We start from the raw sequence: 20039 nt of genomic DNA, 5'->3' as shown, positions 1-20039 counted from the left end.
TGAGGTTGGATATAAATTTTGGGAAATCTGTGTGATTGAAATAGATATTAAGATTTTAAAAGTTTTCTTTTATGTCTATAAGTTTAAAAACGTGTCACTTGCAGCCAGACAAATTGACATGAGTCAGCCTGCTGTCAGTAATTTGTTAAATAAGCTCAGAAAGTACTATTCAGATCCGTTATTTATTCGCGTTGAAAATGAGATGCGACCAACAGAATTGTCGATTCAGTTGTTTCCATTGATCTCTAATCTACTGAATAATTATGAAGCGATTTGTTTGCATAAAGAAGAATTCAATCATTTTGAATCGGAAAAAATTTATAACATTGCTATGACAGATGTGGCGCATTTGGTGTTATTACCTCAAATTTCGGCATATCTAAAAGATCATGCACCAAAAGTTCAACTGAATGTTCACTCGATTAAACCAAACAGTTTGGAACTGTTAAAAAGCGGAACGTTGGATCTGATCGTAGGTTATTACGAAAATTTAGATGATCATTTCTATCAACAAAAGTTATTTGAACAGCATTTTGTGGTGATTGCTGCGAAAGATCATCCACGATTAAAAGATTCTAAAATCACGCTCGAAGATTATTTAAATGAAAAACATATTGATGTCGAGGTCGGCGTAGGGCATTTTTCATTTGAAACGCATATCAGTAAACTCGGTTATAAGCGTAATAAAGTGATGACTTTACCGAGTTATCTTGGCGTTGGCTTAGTGGTTCAGCAGTCGGATGCGATTGCGACAGTTCCCTATTATCTGAGTGAAGTTTTGCTTGCTCGTGGCAATTTGGAAATCTATGAACTTCCTCAAGGATTTCCAACCTATTCCATTAAACAATTCTGGTATATTGCCAATCATCATAAGAAAAGCCATCAATGGATTCGTCAAGTGTTCTATGAGAACTTAAAAGATAAAGATATTCATCTTTGATTTACAGAAACCAAAAAAGACCTGAATCATTCAGATCTTTTTTATCAAGCGTTATACAAATTTAAAGCACTTAACGAATAGTATTCAAACGCATAAGACTTAAATCGAGTAACAACTAAATCAATACATCGATTCTGTGATTTAAATGAAATAACTGGCTTTGGTCATCAGTTTAGAAATCGCAGTCATGGTGATTTTAACTGGCACAGGTAAATCCACACCACCGGCATTTAAGGCTGTATCACGATGATGCAATTCATCTTCATTCATCTGTACTAAAATTCGACGTGAACGTTCATCTTGCTCAGGCAACTGACTAATGTGATGTTGTAAATGCAAACTCACTTGACGCTCTGTTTCTGCAACAAAACCAAGGCTATATTTATCACCTGCAATTCCTGCGATTGCACCCATACCAAAAGATAAGCCATACCAAACAGGATTAAATAGGCTTGTATGACTGTCTAATTCTTTTAAACGTTGTTCACACCATGCCAAATGATCTTGTTCTTCGATTGCTGCAAATTCCATTTCACGACGCACATTGGGAAGTTTAGCCGTGAGTGCTTGTCCATGATAGAGCGCTTGAGCACAGACTTCACCACTATGATTGACACGCATTAAACCTGCGACATGTCGTGCCTCACTGACACCGAGTTTAGCCTCAGCTTCATTACCTGGATTTCCGCGCTGGGCAGACGTCGTGCCGGGCACAAGACTGCGTAGGGCTTGATCAAATGAATGAATAAATTTGTCGAGTCCAGTGTATTGACGCATGAATTAATCCTCCAACGTGATTTTTTCAGTTTTAAGCATAGGTTTTAAACGCAATAACAGCCAAGTGGTGAATAAAGCGCTTAGGATAGCTGTGATACTAAACAATATTTTGATATCAATTTTAAGGATGCTTAAAATTAAAATTGAGAATATTGCAGAGGATACCATGAATACGGCATTCAAAATGTTATTCGCAGCGACCACTCGCGCACGGTGTGAACGAGGGGAATAGGCTTGCATCATGGCATATAAAGGAACAATGTAAAAACCTCCACTGATTCCCAAAAGTGTGACTGCAATCATGACATGATAATAGCTCATACCTGAACTAAACATATCTGTAATACCAATAAAATCCCCGGTTCGTTCAGGAACGAAATTCAAGCTGACTGCTAAGTAGAAAGCAAATAAGGTTAAGCCTACAGCACCAATCGGCACCATTTTGATATTAACTTCAGAACCTCCAATTTTACGGCACAGCAGAGAACCAACCCCAATCCCGACTGAGAAGAACGTCAGCAATAAACTTACGACATTTTCATTACCATGTAGGTTCTGTTGAGTGAGTTGCGGAATCTGAGTTAAGTAGGTTGCACCATAGAACCAATACCAAGAGTTACCCAGTAAAATGGTAAAGACGAGCGGTAAGGATTTGGCATAACGAATGGTTTGAAAGCTGGTACGAAAGAAGTTCCAATCCACATTGATTTCATTTTTATTGGTTTCTTGTTTGAGAATAAAACGACTACAGATATAACCAATCACGGCAATAGTCACGACAGTAAGGCTGATCCAGAGCAGATTACCAGCTGAGCTTGAAATCACCACACCACCTAGAATCATACCGACCAAAATGGCAATGGATGTGCCAGACTGGAATAAAGCATTGCCAGACATTAACTCATTCGGTTTTAAAATTTCAGGCAAAATTGCGTATTTAATTGGACCGAAGAAAGTACTATGTGTCCCCATCAGGAAGAGCGCGACGAGGAGTAACCATAAGTTACCCAGCATGAAGCCAGCACTACCAATTAACATGATCACGATTTCAAGTAATTTAATATTTCGAATCAGAAAGGAACGTTCATACTTATCCGCGATTTGTCCTGCCGTTGCAGAGAAGATAAAGTAGGGCAAGATAAACAATAGTGCAGCAAGGTTGTTTAGCGTACTGACGCTTGCTGTTTGCTGTTGAATAAATCCATAGGTAATGACCAGTAACAATGATTGCTTATAAACATTGTCATTGAGTGCTCCGAAAAACTGGGTCAAAAACATGGGTAAAAAACGTCGTGATCCTAATAGGTGCTCTTTCTTTTCCATGATGGGTCATCTTATTAAAAAATTATTAAGAAATGTGATGATTTGGTAACAGTATCTGAAAATCATGTATCATACTTTTATTCTAAAAAGTTCTGAAAATTATGATAATTTGGATCAATCTAAGACCATTTTATCTCAGAATTTTCACTATAAAATATAATGTGTTCAGAGCGTGGTATGCCAGAAAAAACTCAGTTTAAAAAATCTATGCTTGCACGTTGTATGCATCATATATCTCAGACGCATGATATCAATAAAATATTATGTACTAGTGTTTTTTTAAGTGTCTTTTCTTCATCGTTGGCAATGGCTGCTGATCCTGCGACTCAGCCGAAAGAATATATTCAATTACCAACGCATCCTGACATTGAAAAGCAAAATATCGAAAGTCTGGAAAATGCAGCTCAGATCCAAGGTGTTGAACCTGATAAAATTAAGCAACTGGATGAAAAACTAGAAACGATAGATCAAATGAATCAAGTTGATAGTTTGACGATGTTGCAGCAGCAGGAACAAAATCAAATTGATCCGACGGTGTTTAATCCAATCGAATTTGAAAATTTAGAAGATTTGCCGAACGAAACCGTCGATCAGTCGATGGCAGATGAAATATTACGGGTTGCTGAAGAAGCGAAAGTTGAAGCGCAGAACTTTAGAACTGGGGTAACGAAAGCGCCTGAAGTGGAAATGCCTGTTACAACACAAACAGAACTTGCTGAAATTGCCCAAGCACCTGTTGATATAGATCAACTCATGAGTAATATTGAGTCAGATAGTAAAATCTCAGTGGGTGAAAATGAATCAGGTATTTCACTTGAACAACAAAGCGTTGAAGCGAAACCTGAAATCGAAAAGCCAAACTTTTTTAAACGCATTATCTATAAAATTAGACCGCCTCGTTTAAATCAGGCAGAAACAGTTCCTCGAATTACGGCAGAAGTCGATGGCGCGCCAAAAGAATTGGCAGACAATATTAAAGCTAAATTATCTGCCTTTACCGTTGAGTCTTTTGAAGATTTTAATTCTGCTGTACCACAACTCAGAAATTTAACCCTTCAAGCCTCTCAAGCGGTTGGTTATTATGATGCTGAGTTTAAATTTGAAAAAGTGAGCACGGGTCGAGTGCGGGTAGTCGTTACGCCAAATGAGCCTGTCAAAGTGCGCGAACAGAATATTGAGTTTTCAGGCGATGGTTCAAGATTGGCACAGTTACAAGTGATTAAAGTTCTACCTGAGTTAGAGTCTGGGGATATTTTTAATCATGGTAAATATGAAGCCACTAAGTTACGAATCACTGATGCAGCTATGAATAATGGTTTCTTCGATGCTTACTGGCGTATGCATGATGTAATGTTGGCTCGACCACAAAATCTTGCCGATATTAATTTAATGTATGAAACAGGGTCACGTTATAAATTGGATGATGTTGTATTCAGAATGAGTGACCCTAGTAAACCTTTACCGATTCGTGAAGAGATACTGCGTACACTTGCCCCATGGAAAGAGGGTGCAGATTACACCGCTTGGCGCGTGAATGCCCTGGCGAATAATTTAACCAATACACGTTATTTTAACTATACCTTGGTTGATGCTGTTAAGCCTGAACCGATTGTGAAACCTTTGGAGTTAGGCCCAGATTTACAGGCTTTGGTGGATCAACAAAAAATTGAGGCTTCAGCTTTAACCCCTGTCACTCAACAAAAACCCGTATCAGCAGAATCTGCAACAGCCAAAAAACAAAATGTCGCAGATGAGAATCAATTTGCGGGTGTGCAGGAAAAACAGTTAAATCGTAGTGTGTCGGATGCAGAATCTCGTGCTAAAGCCAAGGAGGAAGAAACCTTAGCTTTACAGCAACAAGCGCGTGAAACAAAACATATCCCCGTGATTGTGACTCTAAATGCTGACAAGCTAAATAGTTTGGAAGCAGGTATTGGTTATGGCACAGATACAGGCGTACGTTTGCGGAGTCAGTACCGCCGTGCCATCGTCAATGATCTTGGGCATTCATTTGATGCGAACTTAGAATTATCCAGAATACGTCAATCCATCGATGGCCGTTATAACATTCCCTATAAGCATCCTCTTAATGATTATATTAGTATCGTGGGGGGGTATGAACGGGAGTTGGATGACAAAATTGGTAACGGTTTGGAAGCCGTAACTGAGTCGGCTGTGGCAGGTGTAGATCGAATTATTCGAGGGGCTCGCCGTGATTGGCAGCATGTATTTGGTCTTCGTTATCGTCTAGATCGTATGACGATTCAAGGGGATTTAAATACTGATTTTGATGAAGACTTTAATTTTGATGATATTCCAGATGCCTTCTTAGCCCCGGGTGCAAGTGATGAACAGCAATCACTATTGCTCGGCTATGAAGCAACCAAAACGATCAGTGATACTCGCGTCAACCCATCTAAAGGTTTTAGACAGAACTATAAAATTCAGTTGGGTTCAAAAAATGCTTTGTCAGATGCGGATATGGCAATCGTGAATGCGAGCTGGAAAGGTTTATATTCGCTAGGCAGCAATAATGATCATCAATTGATTGGTGGTTTAAGTTTAGGTTATATCTTTACCAATGATTTTGAACGTGTCCCATATAACTTAAGATTCTTTGCGGGTGGTGATCAAAGTATCCGTGGTTTTGACTATAAGAGTCTCTCGCCAATGCAATACGATTTCAAAGTGGGTGGTCAGGCTTCTGGTGTCGCGTCATTAGAATATAATTATCAATTTAAAGAGGGCTGGCGAGCTGCAGTCTTTGGAGACTACGGTAATGCCTATGACGAAAAGTTTAGTAATGATTCTGAATATAGCTTAGGTTTAGGTATTCGTTGGGCATCACCGATTGGTCCGATTCGTTTAGATGTGGCGTCAGGGATTTCTGATCCAGGACACCCCATTCGACTGCATTTCTTTATTGGGTCTCAGCTTTAATACATGATTTTTAAAATTGAGTTTTTGATGAAATGATTTTTATCAAGTAGCTTTAAATATGTCGTTTTCTACTTTAAAAGGTTGAAACAACATAAGTTATTTGAGTGATGCATGATTTTTAAATTAATGGGATATTTATGGCTGAAGAAATAGAACAGCAACAACAACCTACACCACAAGCACCTTTACCCAAAAAGCCCCGTGTACTCCGCAGTGTTTTTTTAACGCTTGTGACCTTGTTGGTTTTTTTGGTTGCTGCTTTAGCTGTGATGTTCTCAACCGATAAAGGCAGTAAATTCCTGCTTGATCGTGCTTTATCAGCGCAGAAAATGATTAAATATGAATATGAAGGCGGCAGTTTACTTCGCGGTATTATTCTTAAAAATGTTTTGGTCACACTTAAAACAGTGGATGTAAAAATCGACCGTGCAGATGTTTCATTGGGTTGGCGTGCAATATTAGACAAAGAAGTGCATTTGAGCCATGCCAATGTCAATAATGTGGTGGTGATTAACAAATCTCCTCCGAGTAATGAACCTTTCAAGTTTAGTGAAATTAAACTGCCTTTTGTTTTACGGATTGATGAAGCAAACCTTGATCAATTACAAATTAAAACCGCGACCAGCAAAGTTGATTTCAGTGATATTTATCTAAAAGATGGTTTGTGGTCAGGCACAGAGCTTCAATTTAAAGATACGCGTATGGATATGGGGTATCTCTCTGTGAGAGATGCGGCTGGAACTATGAAATTTGAAGGCAAATATCCTTTAAATGCGACAGCAATTGTACGTCTACCTTCACTTAAAGCACTAAATGTTGAAGATATACATCTGAACGCACGTGGTTCACTAGATACGATTCAGGCAGGTGTTGCAACATTGACACCAGATCTACTGACAGGTTGGGCAGTGGTTCATCCAATGCGACCAAATGTACCGATGCAAGGGGCGCTGAATTTTAAAGATTATCATTGGCCGTTGATGCTTGATCAAGAACTGCTTTCTAAACAAGGTATTGCTAAATTTAACGGTGATATTAAGCGTCTAGATTTGGATATCAACACCGATATTAGTGGTAAAAACATTCCTCAAGGTCAATATACTGCATTGGCCAATACTGACTTAGTCAATCAATTGAATATCAGTAATTTAAATGGTCAATTGATGAAAGGTGCAGTGAATGTTGCAGGCATAGTGAGCTGGAAAGACCATGTACATTGGGATGTAAAAGGTCGATTAGATAAGATCAATCCAAAAGATGACATTATTCCGCAAGTGGTGAAAGATTTTCTTCCGCCAAGTCTAGATGCCAATATTGCATCTACCGGCGCTTTAAAAGATGGCATGGCTGTCAAAGCAAATGTTGATTTTGATCAATATGAAACTTGGAATGTAGACCTTAAACAAGCTGAACAAAAAAATAAACAACCCAACCCAATGCTCATGGATGTGGCTTGGAATAATATTGATCGAGCGATGCCTTATGTGGGCTGGCTGAGTAGTGAATCTGGTCAGGTTAAATTGGCATTGGTTGAAGGCAAACAAGACATTCATGTGGCGACCGTAGTCCGTCCACATGAGAAAGGAGCTTTGCCAGCAGGTCAATATCAAGCTCAGTTAAATCTTAAAGCTAATCATCTCAATATCCCTTCGTTTAGCTATTTGGCGTCCAAAGGGAGTTTGACAGGGCATGCTGTGGTTGAACTCCCTGATGAGAAGCGTCAGTTGAAATGGAATGCGTTGGTCAATGCCAAAGATTTCAATCCGCAATCCGTTTCAGCGGCAGCGCCGATCAATTTGTTGAATGGACAAATTAAGGCAAATGGCTATGCCAAACCGAATCAGCAAATTATTCAACTCGATGCAATTAATTTAACAGGTCAATTGGCGAATCAAACTCAGCCTGAAACCGTTAAATTGACGGGCAAAAGTACTGCTGCATTATTATTTAATGATGAAAAATCAGGCGGTGGCTTTAAAGGCTTTGCTGTGAATTACGACGGATTTTTACATGCCAGTCAATTGCCACAAGGCGATGGCTCGCTCAAAATTCGGGTTGCAGGGACACCAAGCCGTATTAATATCACAGAATTTAAACACAATGGTGTTGCTGGTCAGATCACAGCGAATGGCTTAGTCAATTTAAATAATGGTATTGGATGGGATGTCAATGCATCTCTGATTCGTTTTAAACCGCACTATTTTGTATCGAGTGTGCGTGGTGAAATTTCAGGAAATGTGAAATCGCAAGGGGTTTGGTCTGATCAACTGAAGCGCGTTAATGTAGAACGGCTGAACCTTGCAGGAATGATTAATAACAAAGCTTTGCGTGCCAAAGGTAATTTGGCTTTGATCATTAATTCAAATCAGAAAGGTTTTATACCGCAACAGTTTGAAGCCAATAATTTATTTGTTTCCTACGCGCAAAACCAGATTCAAGCCTCAGGCAATGCACAGAACTTACGTATCAAAGTTAATGCACCTGCGTTGTATGAAGTCTATCCAGGCTTACGTGGTCGCGCACAAGGCTTTGTCAATTTCCAATCACAGCCACGGCTTTCTGCAACAGCCAATCTTGCGATCGATAATTTTGGGTTTAATCATCTAGTCAGTGTTAAGAAGATTACCATCAAAGGTGAATTACCTACCTCTGAAACTGTAGCAAGCGCGATGTCTGCAAAAATGGAAAATTTACGCAGTGGTAATCGTGAAATTCAACATGGTGAAATCGCGATTGCAGGCACACGTAAAGCACATATTTTAAAACTTCAAGCATGGAACTATTATTCAAAATTCTACGTTCAGTTAGCGGGTGGTTTTAATCCACAAAATGATTGGTTAGGACAAATTCAACGAGGTGAATTTGACTCTGTTCGTGTTCACCTTAAACAAGAACAAAATGCACCCATTATTTATTCGACGGCAAAAACTGAGGTCTATGTGGGGCAACATTGTTGGTCGAGTCAACAAACCAAGCTGTGTTTTGATCAACCGATTCGTGCCAGTAAAACCAAAGGGAATGTCTCTTTTGTATCAAATAACTTAGATCTCAAAGATTTTGCAGCCTTTATGCCAGAAGGTTTGGCGATTACAGGGAAGCTCAATGGTTATGCAAAAGCAGCATGGGCGCAAGGAACAGAACCAAAAATTGATGCACGTTTAGTGACACGGAATGGCGTGATTGGTCTAAGTGCTGTAGACGGTGAAGACAGCTCAACCACGATGAATTACGATGAAGCCAGCGTCATTGTTAAAAGTATCAAGGAAGGTTTGATGTTACGTACGGATCTGAAAGCGCCAACCATTGGTACAGGCTATGCGAATGTCATTATTAATCCTTATGTAGATGCTAAACCGATGCGCGGTGAAGTTGCATTCAATCAGGTGCAATTACGTGTATTGAAGCCTTTCATTGCGGATGTCCGTAAGCTAGATGGTACTTTGTCTTTAGCAGGAAAAATTGGTGGGACATTAACCAAGCCTTTGTTCAATGGAGAGTTACGCGTTAAAAACGGCCAGATCAGTATGATCTCATTGCCCGTCAATTTAACGAACTTACAACTCCATTCTTCTATTCGTCAGAATGAAGCCACCATCAATGGTGCGTTTAACAGCGGACGTGGCGTTGGTAAGTTGGTCGGTGGGATCGACTGGAAGGATGACTTACAGATTAAGTTGAATCTTAAAGGCAATGATTTACTGATTCGTCAAGCACCGTTGATCACTGCAATTGTAGATACAGATATCAGTTTGGATGCACGTCCACTGTCGAAAGCGATTACGGTGAAAGGAAAGGTTGATGTGCCTCGTGCACTGATTTCAATGCCGGAATCGAGTGCTTCGGTCGTGCCATTATCCGCCGATGTTCGAGTTGTACGTGAAGGCGATAATCAACTTGCGATTTTGAAAGCTGCCAAGCCTTGGGATATTCGTGCTGACTTGGAAGTGAATCTGGGACAACAGGTCATTTTCCAAGGCTTCAATAGCCGTATTCCTTTGCTGGGTCGAATTTATCTGTCTCAACAAGGTTTAGAAACAGCCATGCGTGCTTCAGGTGCAATTGGTGTGTCTAAGAAAGTCATCATTGAAGCCTATGGGCAAAGTCTAGATCTCAATCGTGCGATTGCTCGATTTAGTGGTGCATTGTCCAATCCGACTTTGGATGTCGATGCCAACAAAACCATTTCAGGCAGTATTGTGGGCTTACGCGTGACAGGTACAGCCTCCAGCCCAAATATTCAAGTTTATAATGATGCAGGCTTGTCCGATCAAGAAGCCATGAATGCCTTAATTACTGGACGTATCAATGATGGTTCAGGGAGCTTAAGTAATGCTGAAGGGTTTAAATCGGATGTGAGTAATACCATTGCTGCGGCTGGGATCAGTTTGGGTCTGGGGGGTACGCGTGCCTTTACCAATCAGATCGGACAAACTTTCGGTTTAAGTGGTTTAGCCTTAGATGCACAAGGGACAGGTGATGATACACAAGTGAGTTTGACGGGTTATCTAACGCCTGACTTATATATCCGTTACGGTGTGGGTGTATTTACGCCAATCAATAAACTGACTTTGCGTTATCAAATGAATCAACGTATGTATTTAGAGGCGAGTCAATCATTAGAACGAGCAATTGATTTGTTCTACAACTGGCGATTCTAATATTTCTAATGGAAATATGGATCAAACTCTTACTTGATCTATATTTTCAATACAGATTAGTTAATGCTGATTAAAAGCTTACTTTTTTGTATAGATGGATTAGAACTCAATATTTCTAGGAAGGATATCGCTATGAAAAGAATGATCGCGATAGCAGGTTTAAGTATTTTAATGAGCGCTTGTGCGACAAGCTCTCAAATAACTGCCGAGACACCACAAATTGGACTTGCAAACCCAGCCAGTACCCACTGTGTCAATAAAGGCGGAAGAATAGAACTGCGTACTGAAAGTACAGGTCAAGTGGGGTATTGTCATTTGCCTGATGGTCAAGTGATTGAAGAGTGGACGTTGATGCGTTCTGAACAATTAGAATGTATTGCTGAAGAAGCCAAAAAACTGATTGGGCAAGCTGATTTGACCGATGAACAAATCAAACAATTAACTCAATCATCAACTATTAGAACAGTGTTGCCAAATCAAGCGGTGACTCAAGATTATCGATCTGATCGAATTACGATAGTTATTGATCCAACCAGCAAAGTGATTCGTTCAGCAAACTGTGGTTAATTTTTGCAAGGTGGATCACGACTGTTGTTGTGATGATATTTCTTATTTGTACTCAGTTTGATTATGATATGCAAATGAGGAGATTTTTATGAACAAATTTTTAGTGTTAAGTGGTGTATTGGGGACAGCAATGATGATCAGTGCTTGTGCTGAAAAGAAACCACTTACGCCAGAAGAGCAGTGGCAAGGTTACTGTAAAAGTATTGGTAATGCTGCACGTTCGATTATTCTTGATCGTCAAAATGGTATTTTGCATAAAGAAGCTTTGGAATATGCCAATAAAGTGACAGATCCCACCACTAAAAAGTTTGTCTTAGAGCAAGTGGCTAAAGCTTATGCCTATCCAGCAGATCAGTTAGAAGTGGATAGTAATGGTCTACAAGTTCAGTTTAGAGACGAAGCCGAAAAGCAGTGTTTAGAAACGCCATTTGATGCCAAGGCATTGCCTGACTATAAACCGTTCTAAGGAACGGTTTTTTTAAATTTTATGCAATTTTTGAATTAAGGCATTGTAAAAAAATAAAAAAAATTTATATTAAAAACTCCGTATTACTTAAAATTATTAATAATGAGAATTAGATTACAAAAACATCTAGAGCAATTTTTGCGTTATTCGTTTGTCATTGCAATGTTGGGAATGGCTGGTTGTTCTGAAGCTAAATCTGAGCCAAAAGTAGGTGAGGTTGTTAAACCTGATATCAGTGCTTTACAATTGCAAGCTTCACAAGGTCAAGCGGATGCTCAGTACCAATTATTCCAGTATTTTTATACGAATAATGATAAAAATAAAGGTATAGAGTTTTTACAGCAAGCTGTGAAACAAGGTCATGCAGCGGCTTTAAACGATTTAGGTTGGTTTTATTACAAAGGTATAGGCGTTCAACAAAATAACCAAAAAGCAGTGAAATTATTAAATCAGTCAAAAGACAAAAACTACGCCCCTGCATATGCAAACTTAGCCACTTTATATTCACGTGGTGATGGTGTATCGGAAGACTTAAACAAAGCTTTCGAATTATCTAAATATGCAGCAGATCAAGGTGTAGATGCAGCTGCATATAACGTAGCACTTGCCTATGCACAGGGAACAGGTGTTAAGGTAAATAAAGCGAAATCAATTGAATATCTCAAAAAATCGAGTGAATTGGGTTTGTCTGAGGGACAACACAAATACGCTTGGGTACTCATTCGAGGAGAAGGCGTTCAGCAAAATATTCAAGAAGGTATAAAGTGGCTGAATAAAGCAGCTGAGCAAAAACATATTTTATCACTTACACAATTAGGTGGTCTATATATACAGGACAATGATCTTGTAAAAGCGAATCCAGATTTAGCTTATAAATATACAAAGCAAGCTGCAGAACAAGGTAACCTCGATGCTTTAAGTAATCTATGTTGGTTTTATACGAAAGGTATAGGGGTGGAAAAAGACACGGATCTTGCTTTGAAATGTATGGAAGAAGCTTCTGGGCTTGGTCAATCTCAAGCAACGATCAATCTGGGACTACAATATTTTTCAGGAAATACCAATAAACCTGACTATAAAAAAGCGATTGAGTTGTTTAATTTAGCCATCAAACAAGGAAATGATGGAGCTATACCTTTGCTTGCAAATGCTTACTATCAAGGCAAGGGAGTAAAAAAAGATATAGATCGAGGTTCGGAATTATTTATTCACGCTGCAGATAATGGATACACCATTGATCGACAGACAGCTAATGAATATAAACTTTGTCGTGTAGAGTCACGCATGGTTCAAGGCGAATTGATGCATGCGATTGAATGCCCAATATTTTAAAGATCCTGAATAAAAGACCGTCAAATAGACGGTCTTTTATTGATTAAAAAATTTAGATTAATATTATTTGTGACAAAAAATCGTTTTCTAAAAAACAGAAAAGCATATATACATAAATGATAAAGAGTAAAAAATCAGGAGCGAAACGATGGAAGTGGTCGCGTATATGAACAATGCCGATTTATTGCTTGAAGATGAGCAAGGCGTTGCTGTGATTAATGGGAGTCATTATGTGCTGAGTTTGGGAGATCGCGTTATCATTAAAGAAGTGAGTAATGAATATGCCAAAATCTATCAAGTTCAGATCAGTTTTGCTTGTGCAGAGCATCGTATGTTGCACGATGATGAGGTTTTAATCCGATTTGAAGGAACTCGTGACACATTAAAAGAATATTTGCGTAAAACCACTGTACACTAAGGTGTAATGTTCAAATTCAGATAAAAAGAGCAACATACAGTTGCTTTTTTTTCGGCTTTAGAGCCTTAAGTTCAGTTTCGAATGATTTGTTGTGCAAATAGACCGAAGAATTCATTTTTAAATCTAATCATTAAGAATTCTGATATTTATCTATGAAATAATGGTCATCACGAATAAATACGGGACTTGCATTAACTTTTGGCCCGAATTTTAGTAAAATTTGATAGTCCATATTGTCTTTGATGCTTTAAATAAGCAGGAATTCAAAGATAATTTTTTAAAAAGAGGAATTACACCGTGCTAGAAGCTTACCGCCAACACGTTGCAGAACGTGCCGCACTCGGAGTCCCACCGAAGCCACTTGATGATGCTCAAACAGCTGCATTAGTTGAATTATTAAAAAATCCACCAGCTGGCGAAGAAGCGTTTCTAGTTGATTTACTAGAAAACCGTGTTCCAGCGGGTGTTGACCAAGCTGCTTACGTTAAAGCTGCTTTCTTGGCTGCTTTGGCAAATGGCGAAGCGACTTCACCATTAGTAACTAAAGAACGTGCGGTTTATTTACTAGGTACTATGCTTGGTGGTTACAACGTAGCGCCTTTAGTTGCACTTCTTGATAACGCTGAACTTGCTGAATTAGCGGCTGAAGCATTGAAGAAAACTCTTCTTGTATTTGATGCGTTCCATGACGTTGCTGATAAAGCACGTGCGGGCAATGCAAATGCAAAAGCTGTTATGCAATCTTGGGCTGATGCTGAATGGTTCACATCACGTCCAGACGTTCCATCTGAAATCAAATTGACTGTTTTCAAAGTCACTGGCGAAACAAACACAGACGACTTGTCACCTGCACAAGATGCTTGGAGCCGTCCAGATATTCCATTGCATGCAAATGCAATGTTGAAAAACGTTCGTGATGGTATCAACCCAGAAGTTCCGGGTGAAGTTGGTCCATTAAACCAAATTAAAGATTTAATCGCGAAGGGTAACCAAGTTGCTTACGTGGGTGACGTTGTTGGTACAGGTTCATCTCGTAAATCTGCAACGAACTCTGTTCTTTGGTTCTTTGGTGATGACATTGCTCACATCCCGAACAAAAAAGACGGTGGTTACTGCTTAGGTTCTAAAATCGCTCCGATTTTCTTCAACACAATGGAAGATGCTGGTGCATTGCCAATCGAAATTGATGTTGCAAACATGAACATGGGCGATGAAATCGTTCTGAACATCGATCATGCTGCTGCAAAAGTAACTGCATCTAAAGATGGCGCTGTAATTGCTGAAGCTGAACTTAAAACGCCTGTACTTCTTGATGAAGTTCGTGCGGGTGGTCGTATCAACTTAATCGTTGGTCGTGGTTTAACTACTAAAGCGCGTGAAGAATTAGGTCTTGCTCCATCGACTTTATTCCGTGTTCCAGTTCAGCCTGCTGCTACTGGCAAAGGCTTTACTCAAGCTCAAAAAATGGTGGGTCGCGCTTGTGGTCTTCCTGAAGGTCAAGGTGTACTTCCAGGTACTTACTGTGAACCTAAGATGACAACTGTTGGTTCGCAAGATACAACAGGTCCAATGACGCGTGACGAATTGAAAGACTTGGCTTGCCTAGGTTTCTCTGCTGACCTCGTTATGCAATCTTTCTGTCATACCGCTGCGTATCCAAAACCAGTTGACGTTCAAATGCAACACACGCTTCCTGATTTCATCATGAACCGTGGTGGTGTGTCTTTACGCCCAGGTGACGGTATTATTCACTCTTGGTTAAACCGTATGCTTCTTCCAGATACTGTTGGTACTGGTGGTGACTCACATACTCGTTTCCCAATTGGTATTTCGTTCCCAGCGGGTTCTGGTCTTGTAGCATTTGCTGCTGCAACGGGTGTTATGCCACTGGATATGCCTGAGTCTGTACTTGTTAAGTTCAAAGGTAAAATGCAACCTGGTATCACACTACGTGACCTTGTACATGCAATTCCTTACGTTGCGATTCAGCAAGGTGACTTAACTGTAGAGAAGAAAGGTAAGAAAAACATCTTCTCTGGTCGTATTTTAGAAATCGACTTAACAGAAATGGAAACTGACTTAACTGTTGAGCAAGCATTCGAACTTTCTGATGCTTCTGCTGAACGTTCAGCTGCTGGTTGTTCGATCACACTTTCTGAAGAGAAAGTTGCTGAATACCTTCGTTCAAACATCACGATGTTGAAGTGGATGATTTCTGAAGGTTATGGCGATGCGCGTACGATGGCTCGTCGTGTTGAGAACATGGAAAAATGGTTGGCTAACCCATCACTTCTTAAAGCGGATCCAGATGCTGAATACACGAAAGTGTATGAAATTGACCTTGCTACAATCACTGAGCCAGTGCTGTGCTGTCCAAACGATCCAGATGATGCGAAATTGTTATCTGACGTTCAAGGTGTGAAAATTGACGAAGTATTCGTTGGTTCATGTATGACGAACATCGGTCATTTCCGTGCAACTGGTAAGTTACTTGAAAAAGTTCCTGGTGGCGTTTTGAATACTCGTTTGTGGATTGCTCCTCCAACGCGTATGGATGAACATCAGTTGATGGAAGAAGGTTTCTATAACATCTATGGTAAAGCTGGCGCGCGTACTGAAATGCCAGGTTGTTCATTATGTATGGGTAACCAAGCACGTGTAGCACCGAACACTACGTGTGTATCGACTTCTACGCGTAACTTCCCGAACCGTTTAGGTCAAGGTGCGAACGTATACTTAGCGTCTGCTGAACTTGCTTCTGTTGCTGCTGTACTTGGTAAATTACCAAGTCCAGAAGAATACCAACAGTATGCAGCTCAAATTGATAGCATGTCTGCTGACATCTACCAATACTTAAGCTTCGACAAAATGAGCGACTATACTGACGCTGCTAAAGATGTTGATACTAAGAAAATTGCTGCTGCTCAGTTGACTTAATTCTTTGTTAATTAAGCAATAAGCGGTATAAAATAAGGGCTGATTTATCAGCCCTTATTTTTTGAGATTATTAATGTCTAATGAGTTTTTCTATCATTCTTTTTCTAGATTTTTGAAAAATGAAAGTACACAAGATAATAATAAAAGAGCTTTTCAAACGCTTGAAAGTATTTTGAAAAATGGACTTTTATTTGTTCCAGAAGAAATTAAACCACCTTTCAAAATAGAAAGTCCATTAAAACCAATTGTTCAACATAGAGTTTGTTTTACTTTAATAAGCAGGGAAAAACTCTTAGAACATACGAAGATTTTTGGAAATTTTAGCATAGAGTTTAATACGAATATTTTAAGGGAAATTGGTATAACTCCTGCTATGTATTTACCAATATTTAATTATGATAATGATAGGCATCTTCAAAATGTTTCTTCAAAATTTGTATATCGATTAATGAAATTTCATCAAGAAGCTCGAGAAGAAGCTGAGAAAATTGATAATGATCTTATAAAGGCTTCTGAAGTTTCTGATTATTCAAAAATTTGGAGTTTAAAACAAAAAAAACAAGAAATTTTAGAGAAAAGGGCATGGTTTGAAGGCTTAGCTAATATGATTTATCCATTGGATAATAATAGTTATACTCAGGAAAATGGATACTATCAACAACGAGAATGGAAGCTGCCTGCTAATCTGACGAATAATGGATCGGATACAACAGAAATAGCTACTCATGAGCAACAACAAGAACTTTTAGATATTAATAGAAATTTCTTCTCAAAAGAAATAAATTATTTAGGTCGAAAGTTATCTAGAGTAATGATTAGTTTTTTCCTAAAAACTTTTCAACAAAAACATATTTTAGAACATGCTAATAAAATTATTGTACCTGAAGAAAATGTTGCTCAAGTTAGGGCATTATTAAGTAAATATAAGGTGCATTTGAACGTAGAACAGCTTTGAATATCATGATCAATTGGTCTTTACTTTTTAATCAATAAACTTTTTAATCCTTGCATTAAAAATGCTTTAAAAGTTGATGTAGTAATGCCCAAACAATCCCGCTTCCTCTGTATTGGTGGTTTCCTTAATGGAACACAAGTGAAAGACCAAGGCGATAATTTTGTCTGTGTTGAAAGTAGAGTTATTTTATTTAGTTTTAGACTTACAAAAATTTAAGTTTGAAAGTGATTTCCCAACATCTCATTAGATTCAAATTTTATAAAATCATTTCAATAATAGAGGTGATTTTTATGAAACTAATGTTTGGATTGCTATGCGTAGTACTTATTCTCTCAGCATGTTCAGGTGTCGAAATCGCAAGATATGATGAAGGCAAGGATCCTTATCTAAAGACAAAGCGAGATACCGTTAATATGTCTGAGTATGACCGACAACGCTATTACGATCAAAATGGCATGGGTTTAATTGAGCCTTATGATCAAAAGATACCAAGAAGATAGGTAGAGTCTGAATACTACTTTACAGTTCATTCAATGCATCGTTTAATCCACGCATTAATAAGTGAAGAAAAGTTGAAGTAAACGAAATGGCAAAACAATCTCGCTTCCTCTGTATTGGCGGTTTCCTCAATGGAACACAACTGAAAGACCAAGGCGATAGCTTTGTCTGTATCGAAAAGGGTAAGAATGTCACTTACACCAAAAAGGAAATTTTCCATCCAGACGCTTGGGATCATGACTACTATGTCTGTGAAACCACAACGGATAAACAAGCTTATAATTGGGTGTATGACATCAAAAAATAAGTTGTTTATATGATTTAGAAGACAGCCATGACGTAGAACGTGATGGCTTTTTTTATGCATACATACATTTCAAAATAAAAATATAGACTGAGGATTACATTTTTATAGCTGAAAAGAATCACATAATTTGTTAAAAATTGAACAAAATAAAGGGGATATAGATTTAATGAATTATGAGCTAGATGCTTTTTTGACAATTGTCATCGCAGTATTTGTGTTATTTGTTGGCTACTTTGTGGTCAATAAAATTTCGATTCTAAAAAAATACAATATTCCAGAACCTGTGGCAGGTGGTCTAGTTGCAGCAGTAATCACTTTTATATTATTTAAAAGCTTCAATATCACTGTGAATTTTGATGCCAATATTCAGCAAATCTTTATGCTCATGTTCTTCACTTCAGTAGGATTAAGTGCCAGTTTAGGCAAACTTAAACAGGGCGGTAAAGCACTGGTTTTATTCTTAGGCTGTGTGATTGTCTTTGTACTTCTACAAAATGCCGTCGGTATTAGTCTTGCAAAAGCATTAGGTCTCGATCCACTCATAGGTTTGATCACAGGTTCAGTCACCCTCACAGGTGGACATGGTACGGCGGGTGCATGGGGCACTGTGTTTGAACAAGACTATGGCATACAAGGCGCAGTCGTACTCGGCATGGCAAGTGCAACATTTGGTTTAGTGATTGGCGGTATGATGGGTGGGCCCGTCGCAAAATTCCTCATTCGTCGTTTTCAGCTAGCAGAAGAACTCGCACCAACGACAGGACGAAATGAAGCGCCGCCATCATCAGAAACAGCACCATTTGAGTATCCAGAAAAAACACGCCTGATTACCGCAGATGATGCTGTAAAAACCATGGGGATGTTTGCGATCTGTATTAGCTTTGCGTATTTCATGACAGACTTTGCACGTGGTCAGTGGTTTGAGTTGCCGACTTTTGTATGGGCGTTGGCATGTGGTGTGATTTTAAGAAATACATTAGAACTAATCTTTAGGGTTGAATTGTTTGACCGCTGTATTGATGTATTTGGTAATGCTTCACTGGCTTTGTTCTTATCGATGGCACTCATGTCTTTACAACTGTGGTTGTTAGCAGATTTGGCTGGGCCACTGGTGATTATATTACTGGTGCAAACTGTAGTATTAGCCTTATACCTTTACTTTGTGACGTTCCGAGTGATGGGTAAATCTTATGATGCTGCGGTACTTTGTGCTGGGCAGTGTGGTGTGAACTTAGGAGCCACACCGACAGCCATTGCCAATATTCAAGCGGTAACCAATACCTATGGACCTTCACATAAAGCCTTCTTGATCATTCCACTGACAGGTGCTTTCTTTGTCGATATTGTAAATGCCGTGGTGATTCAAGGCATCATTGGATTTTTTGGATAGATTGATTATCAATGAGTTGAAAACGAGCGTGTTCAATGATTTAAATTAAGCCCTGAACGGGGCTTTTTTTTATTTGGCAGATCAATTTTGTCAAAATTATAATCGTTTTTTGCATGTTATAGCCAAATATGAAACATAAGCTACATCATCTTAAATACGATATCCAGAGCTTCCTGAATGGTTTTATTGTTCTGAGCAATGATGTGCCTGACTTTACTTTTTAAGACAGACCATGCTTTTTCAATAGGATTGAGGTCGGGACTATACGCAGGTAGATAAACGATTCTTGTCTTATATTTTGCTGCTAAATCATCAATCGCTTGACCTTTATGAATTGAGGCATTATCGAGAATCAGCAAATAATTTTTAGTCTGAATATCCTTTTCCTGTAAGCCCTTTAACAAATACTCCAACCAACACAGAAAAATACTCCGATCACATGAGCCTTGAAACACTAAAGGTTGAATAAATTTGAATGGTGCATTTGATCTGACGGCACTGATCATGCTGAGTCTGGTGCCATGTCCACCT

14 protein-coding genes are annotated in these 20039 nt (G+C 38.9%); 11 read left to right on the top strand and 3 right to left on the bottom strand.

Features of this window, described 5'->3' with window-relative positions; all coding sequences use genetic code 11:
- Positions 1–31: 31 nt before the first annotated feature.
- Entirely contained in the window at positions 32–940 is a 909-nt protein-coding gene (locus AC5YCE_RS00975) for a LysR family transcriptional regulator (protein WP_496125639.1), read from the top strand.
- 141 nt (positions 941–1081) lie between these two features.
- Here the strand turns inward: AC5YCE_RS00975 and coq7 are convergent, their stop codons facing one another.
- Both coq7 and AC5YCE_RS00965 read right to left on the bottom strand, forming a co-directional pair.
- A complete protein-coding gene (gene coq7 / locus AC5YCE_RS00970; RefSeq protein WP_496170503.1) occupies positions 1082–1717 on the bottom strand; it encodes a 2-polyprenyl-3-methyl-6-methoxy-1,4-benzoquinone monooxygenase in 636 nt (211 codons plus the stop codon).
- Positions 1718–1720: 3 nt separating this feature from the next.
- Positions 1721–3043 (bottom strand): MFS transporter, encoded by a 1323-nt coding sequence (locus tag AC5YCE_RS00965; RefSeq protein WP_496170661.1) that lies wholly within the window; start codon positions 3041–3043, stop codon positions 1721–1723.
- A 174-nt stretch (positions 3044–3217) separates the two neighbouring features.
- Between AC5YCE_RS00965 and AC5YCE_RS00960 the strand changes: the two genes are divergently transcribed.
- The 10 genes from AC5YCE_RS00960 (at position 3218) to gltS (ending at position 19508) form a co-directional block, all read left to right on the top strand.
- On the top strand, positions 3218–5980 hold the full coding sequence (locus AC5YCE_RS00960; protein WP_496170501.1) for an autotransporter assembly complex protein TamA: 2763 nt from the start codon (positions 3218–3220) through the stop codon (positions 5978–5980).
- Between the two features lie 137 nt (positions 5981–6117).
- Positions 6118–10638 carry a translocation/assembly module TamB domain-containing protein gene (locus AC5YCE_RS00955; protein ID WP_496170499.1) on the top strand — a complete coding sequence of 1507 codons (4521 nt, stop codon included), beginning with the start codon at positions 6118–6120 and terminating at the stop codon, positions 10636–10638.
- A gap of 132 nt (positions 10639–10770) precedes the next feature.
- A complete protein-coding gene (locus tag AC5YCE_RS00950) occupies positions 10771–11205 on the top strand; it encodes a putative hemolysin (protein WP_496170497.1) in 435 nt (144 codons plus the stop codon).
- An 88-nt stretch (positions 11206–11293) separates the two neighbouring features.
- Positions 11294–11671, top strand: a complete 378-nt coding sequence (locus tag AC5YCE_RS00945; RefSeq protein ID WP_496170495.1) for a hypothetical protein — start codon at positions 11294–11296, stop codon at positions 11669–11671.
- A 138-nt stretch (positions 11672–11809) separates the two neighbouring features.
- Positions 11810–13003 carry a tetratricopeptide repeat protein gene (locus AC5YCE_RS00940; protein ID WP_496170493.1) on the top strand — a complete coding sequence of 398 codons (1194 nt, stop codon included), beginning with the start codon at positions 11810–11812 and terminating at the stop codon, positions 13001–13003.
- A gap of 148 nt (positions 13004–13151) precedes the next feature.
- Entirely contained in the window at positions 13152–13421 is a 270-nt protein-coding gene (locus AC5YCE_RS00935) for a hypothetical protein (RefSeq protein ID WP_496170491.1), read from the top strand.
- A 297-nt stretch (positions 13422–13718) separates the two neighbouring features.
- Positions 13719–16358 carry a bifunctional aconitate hydratase 2/2-methylisocitrate dehydratase gene (locus AC5YCE_RS00930; RefSeq protein WP_496170489.1) on the top strand — a complete coding sequence of 880 codons (2640 nt, stop codon included), beginning with the start codon at positions 13719–13721 and terminating at the stop codon, positions 16356–16358.
- Positions 16359–16431: 73 nt separating this feature from the next.
- Complete coding sequence (locus AC5YCE_RS00925) at positions 16432–17313, top strand: abortive infection system antitoxin AbiGi family protein (RefSeq protein WP_496170487.1); 882 nt, start codon at positions 16432–16434, stop codon at positions 17311–17313.
- A 586-nt stretch (positions 17314–17899) separates the two neighbouring features.
- Positions 17900–18118, top strand: a complete 219-nt coding sequence (locus AC5YCE_RS00920) for a hypothetical protein (protein ID WP_496170485.1) — start codon at positions 17900–17902, stop codon at positions 18116–18118.
- 166 nt (positions 18119–18284) lie between these two features.
- Entirely contained in the window at positions 18285–19508 is a 1224-nt protein-coding gene (gene gltS / locus AC5YCE_RS00915) for a sodium/glutamate symporter (protein WP_496170484.1), read from the top strand.
- A 140-nt stretch (positions 19509–19648) separates the two neighbouring features.
- Here the strand turns inward: gltS and AC5YCE_RS00910 are convergent.
- A partial coding sequence (locus tag AC5YCE_RS00910) for a transposase (RefSeq protein ID WP_496170482.1) occupies positions 19649–20039 on the bottom strand: 391 nt, incomplete at its 5' end.

It is taken from the genome of Acinetobacter sp. CY79, from assembly GCF_059515845.1.
This window is presented reverse-complemented; position numbering and strand designations above follow the sequence as displayed.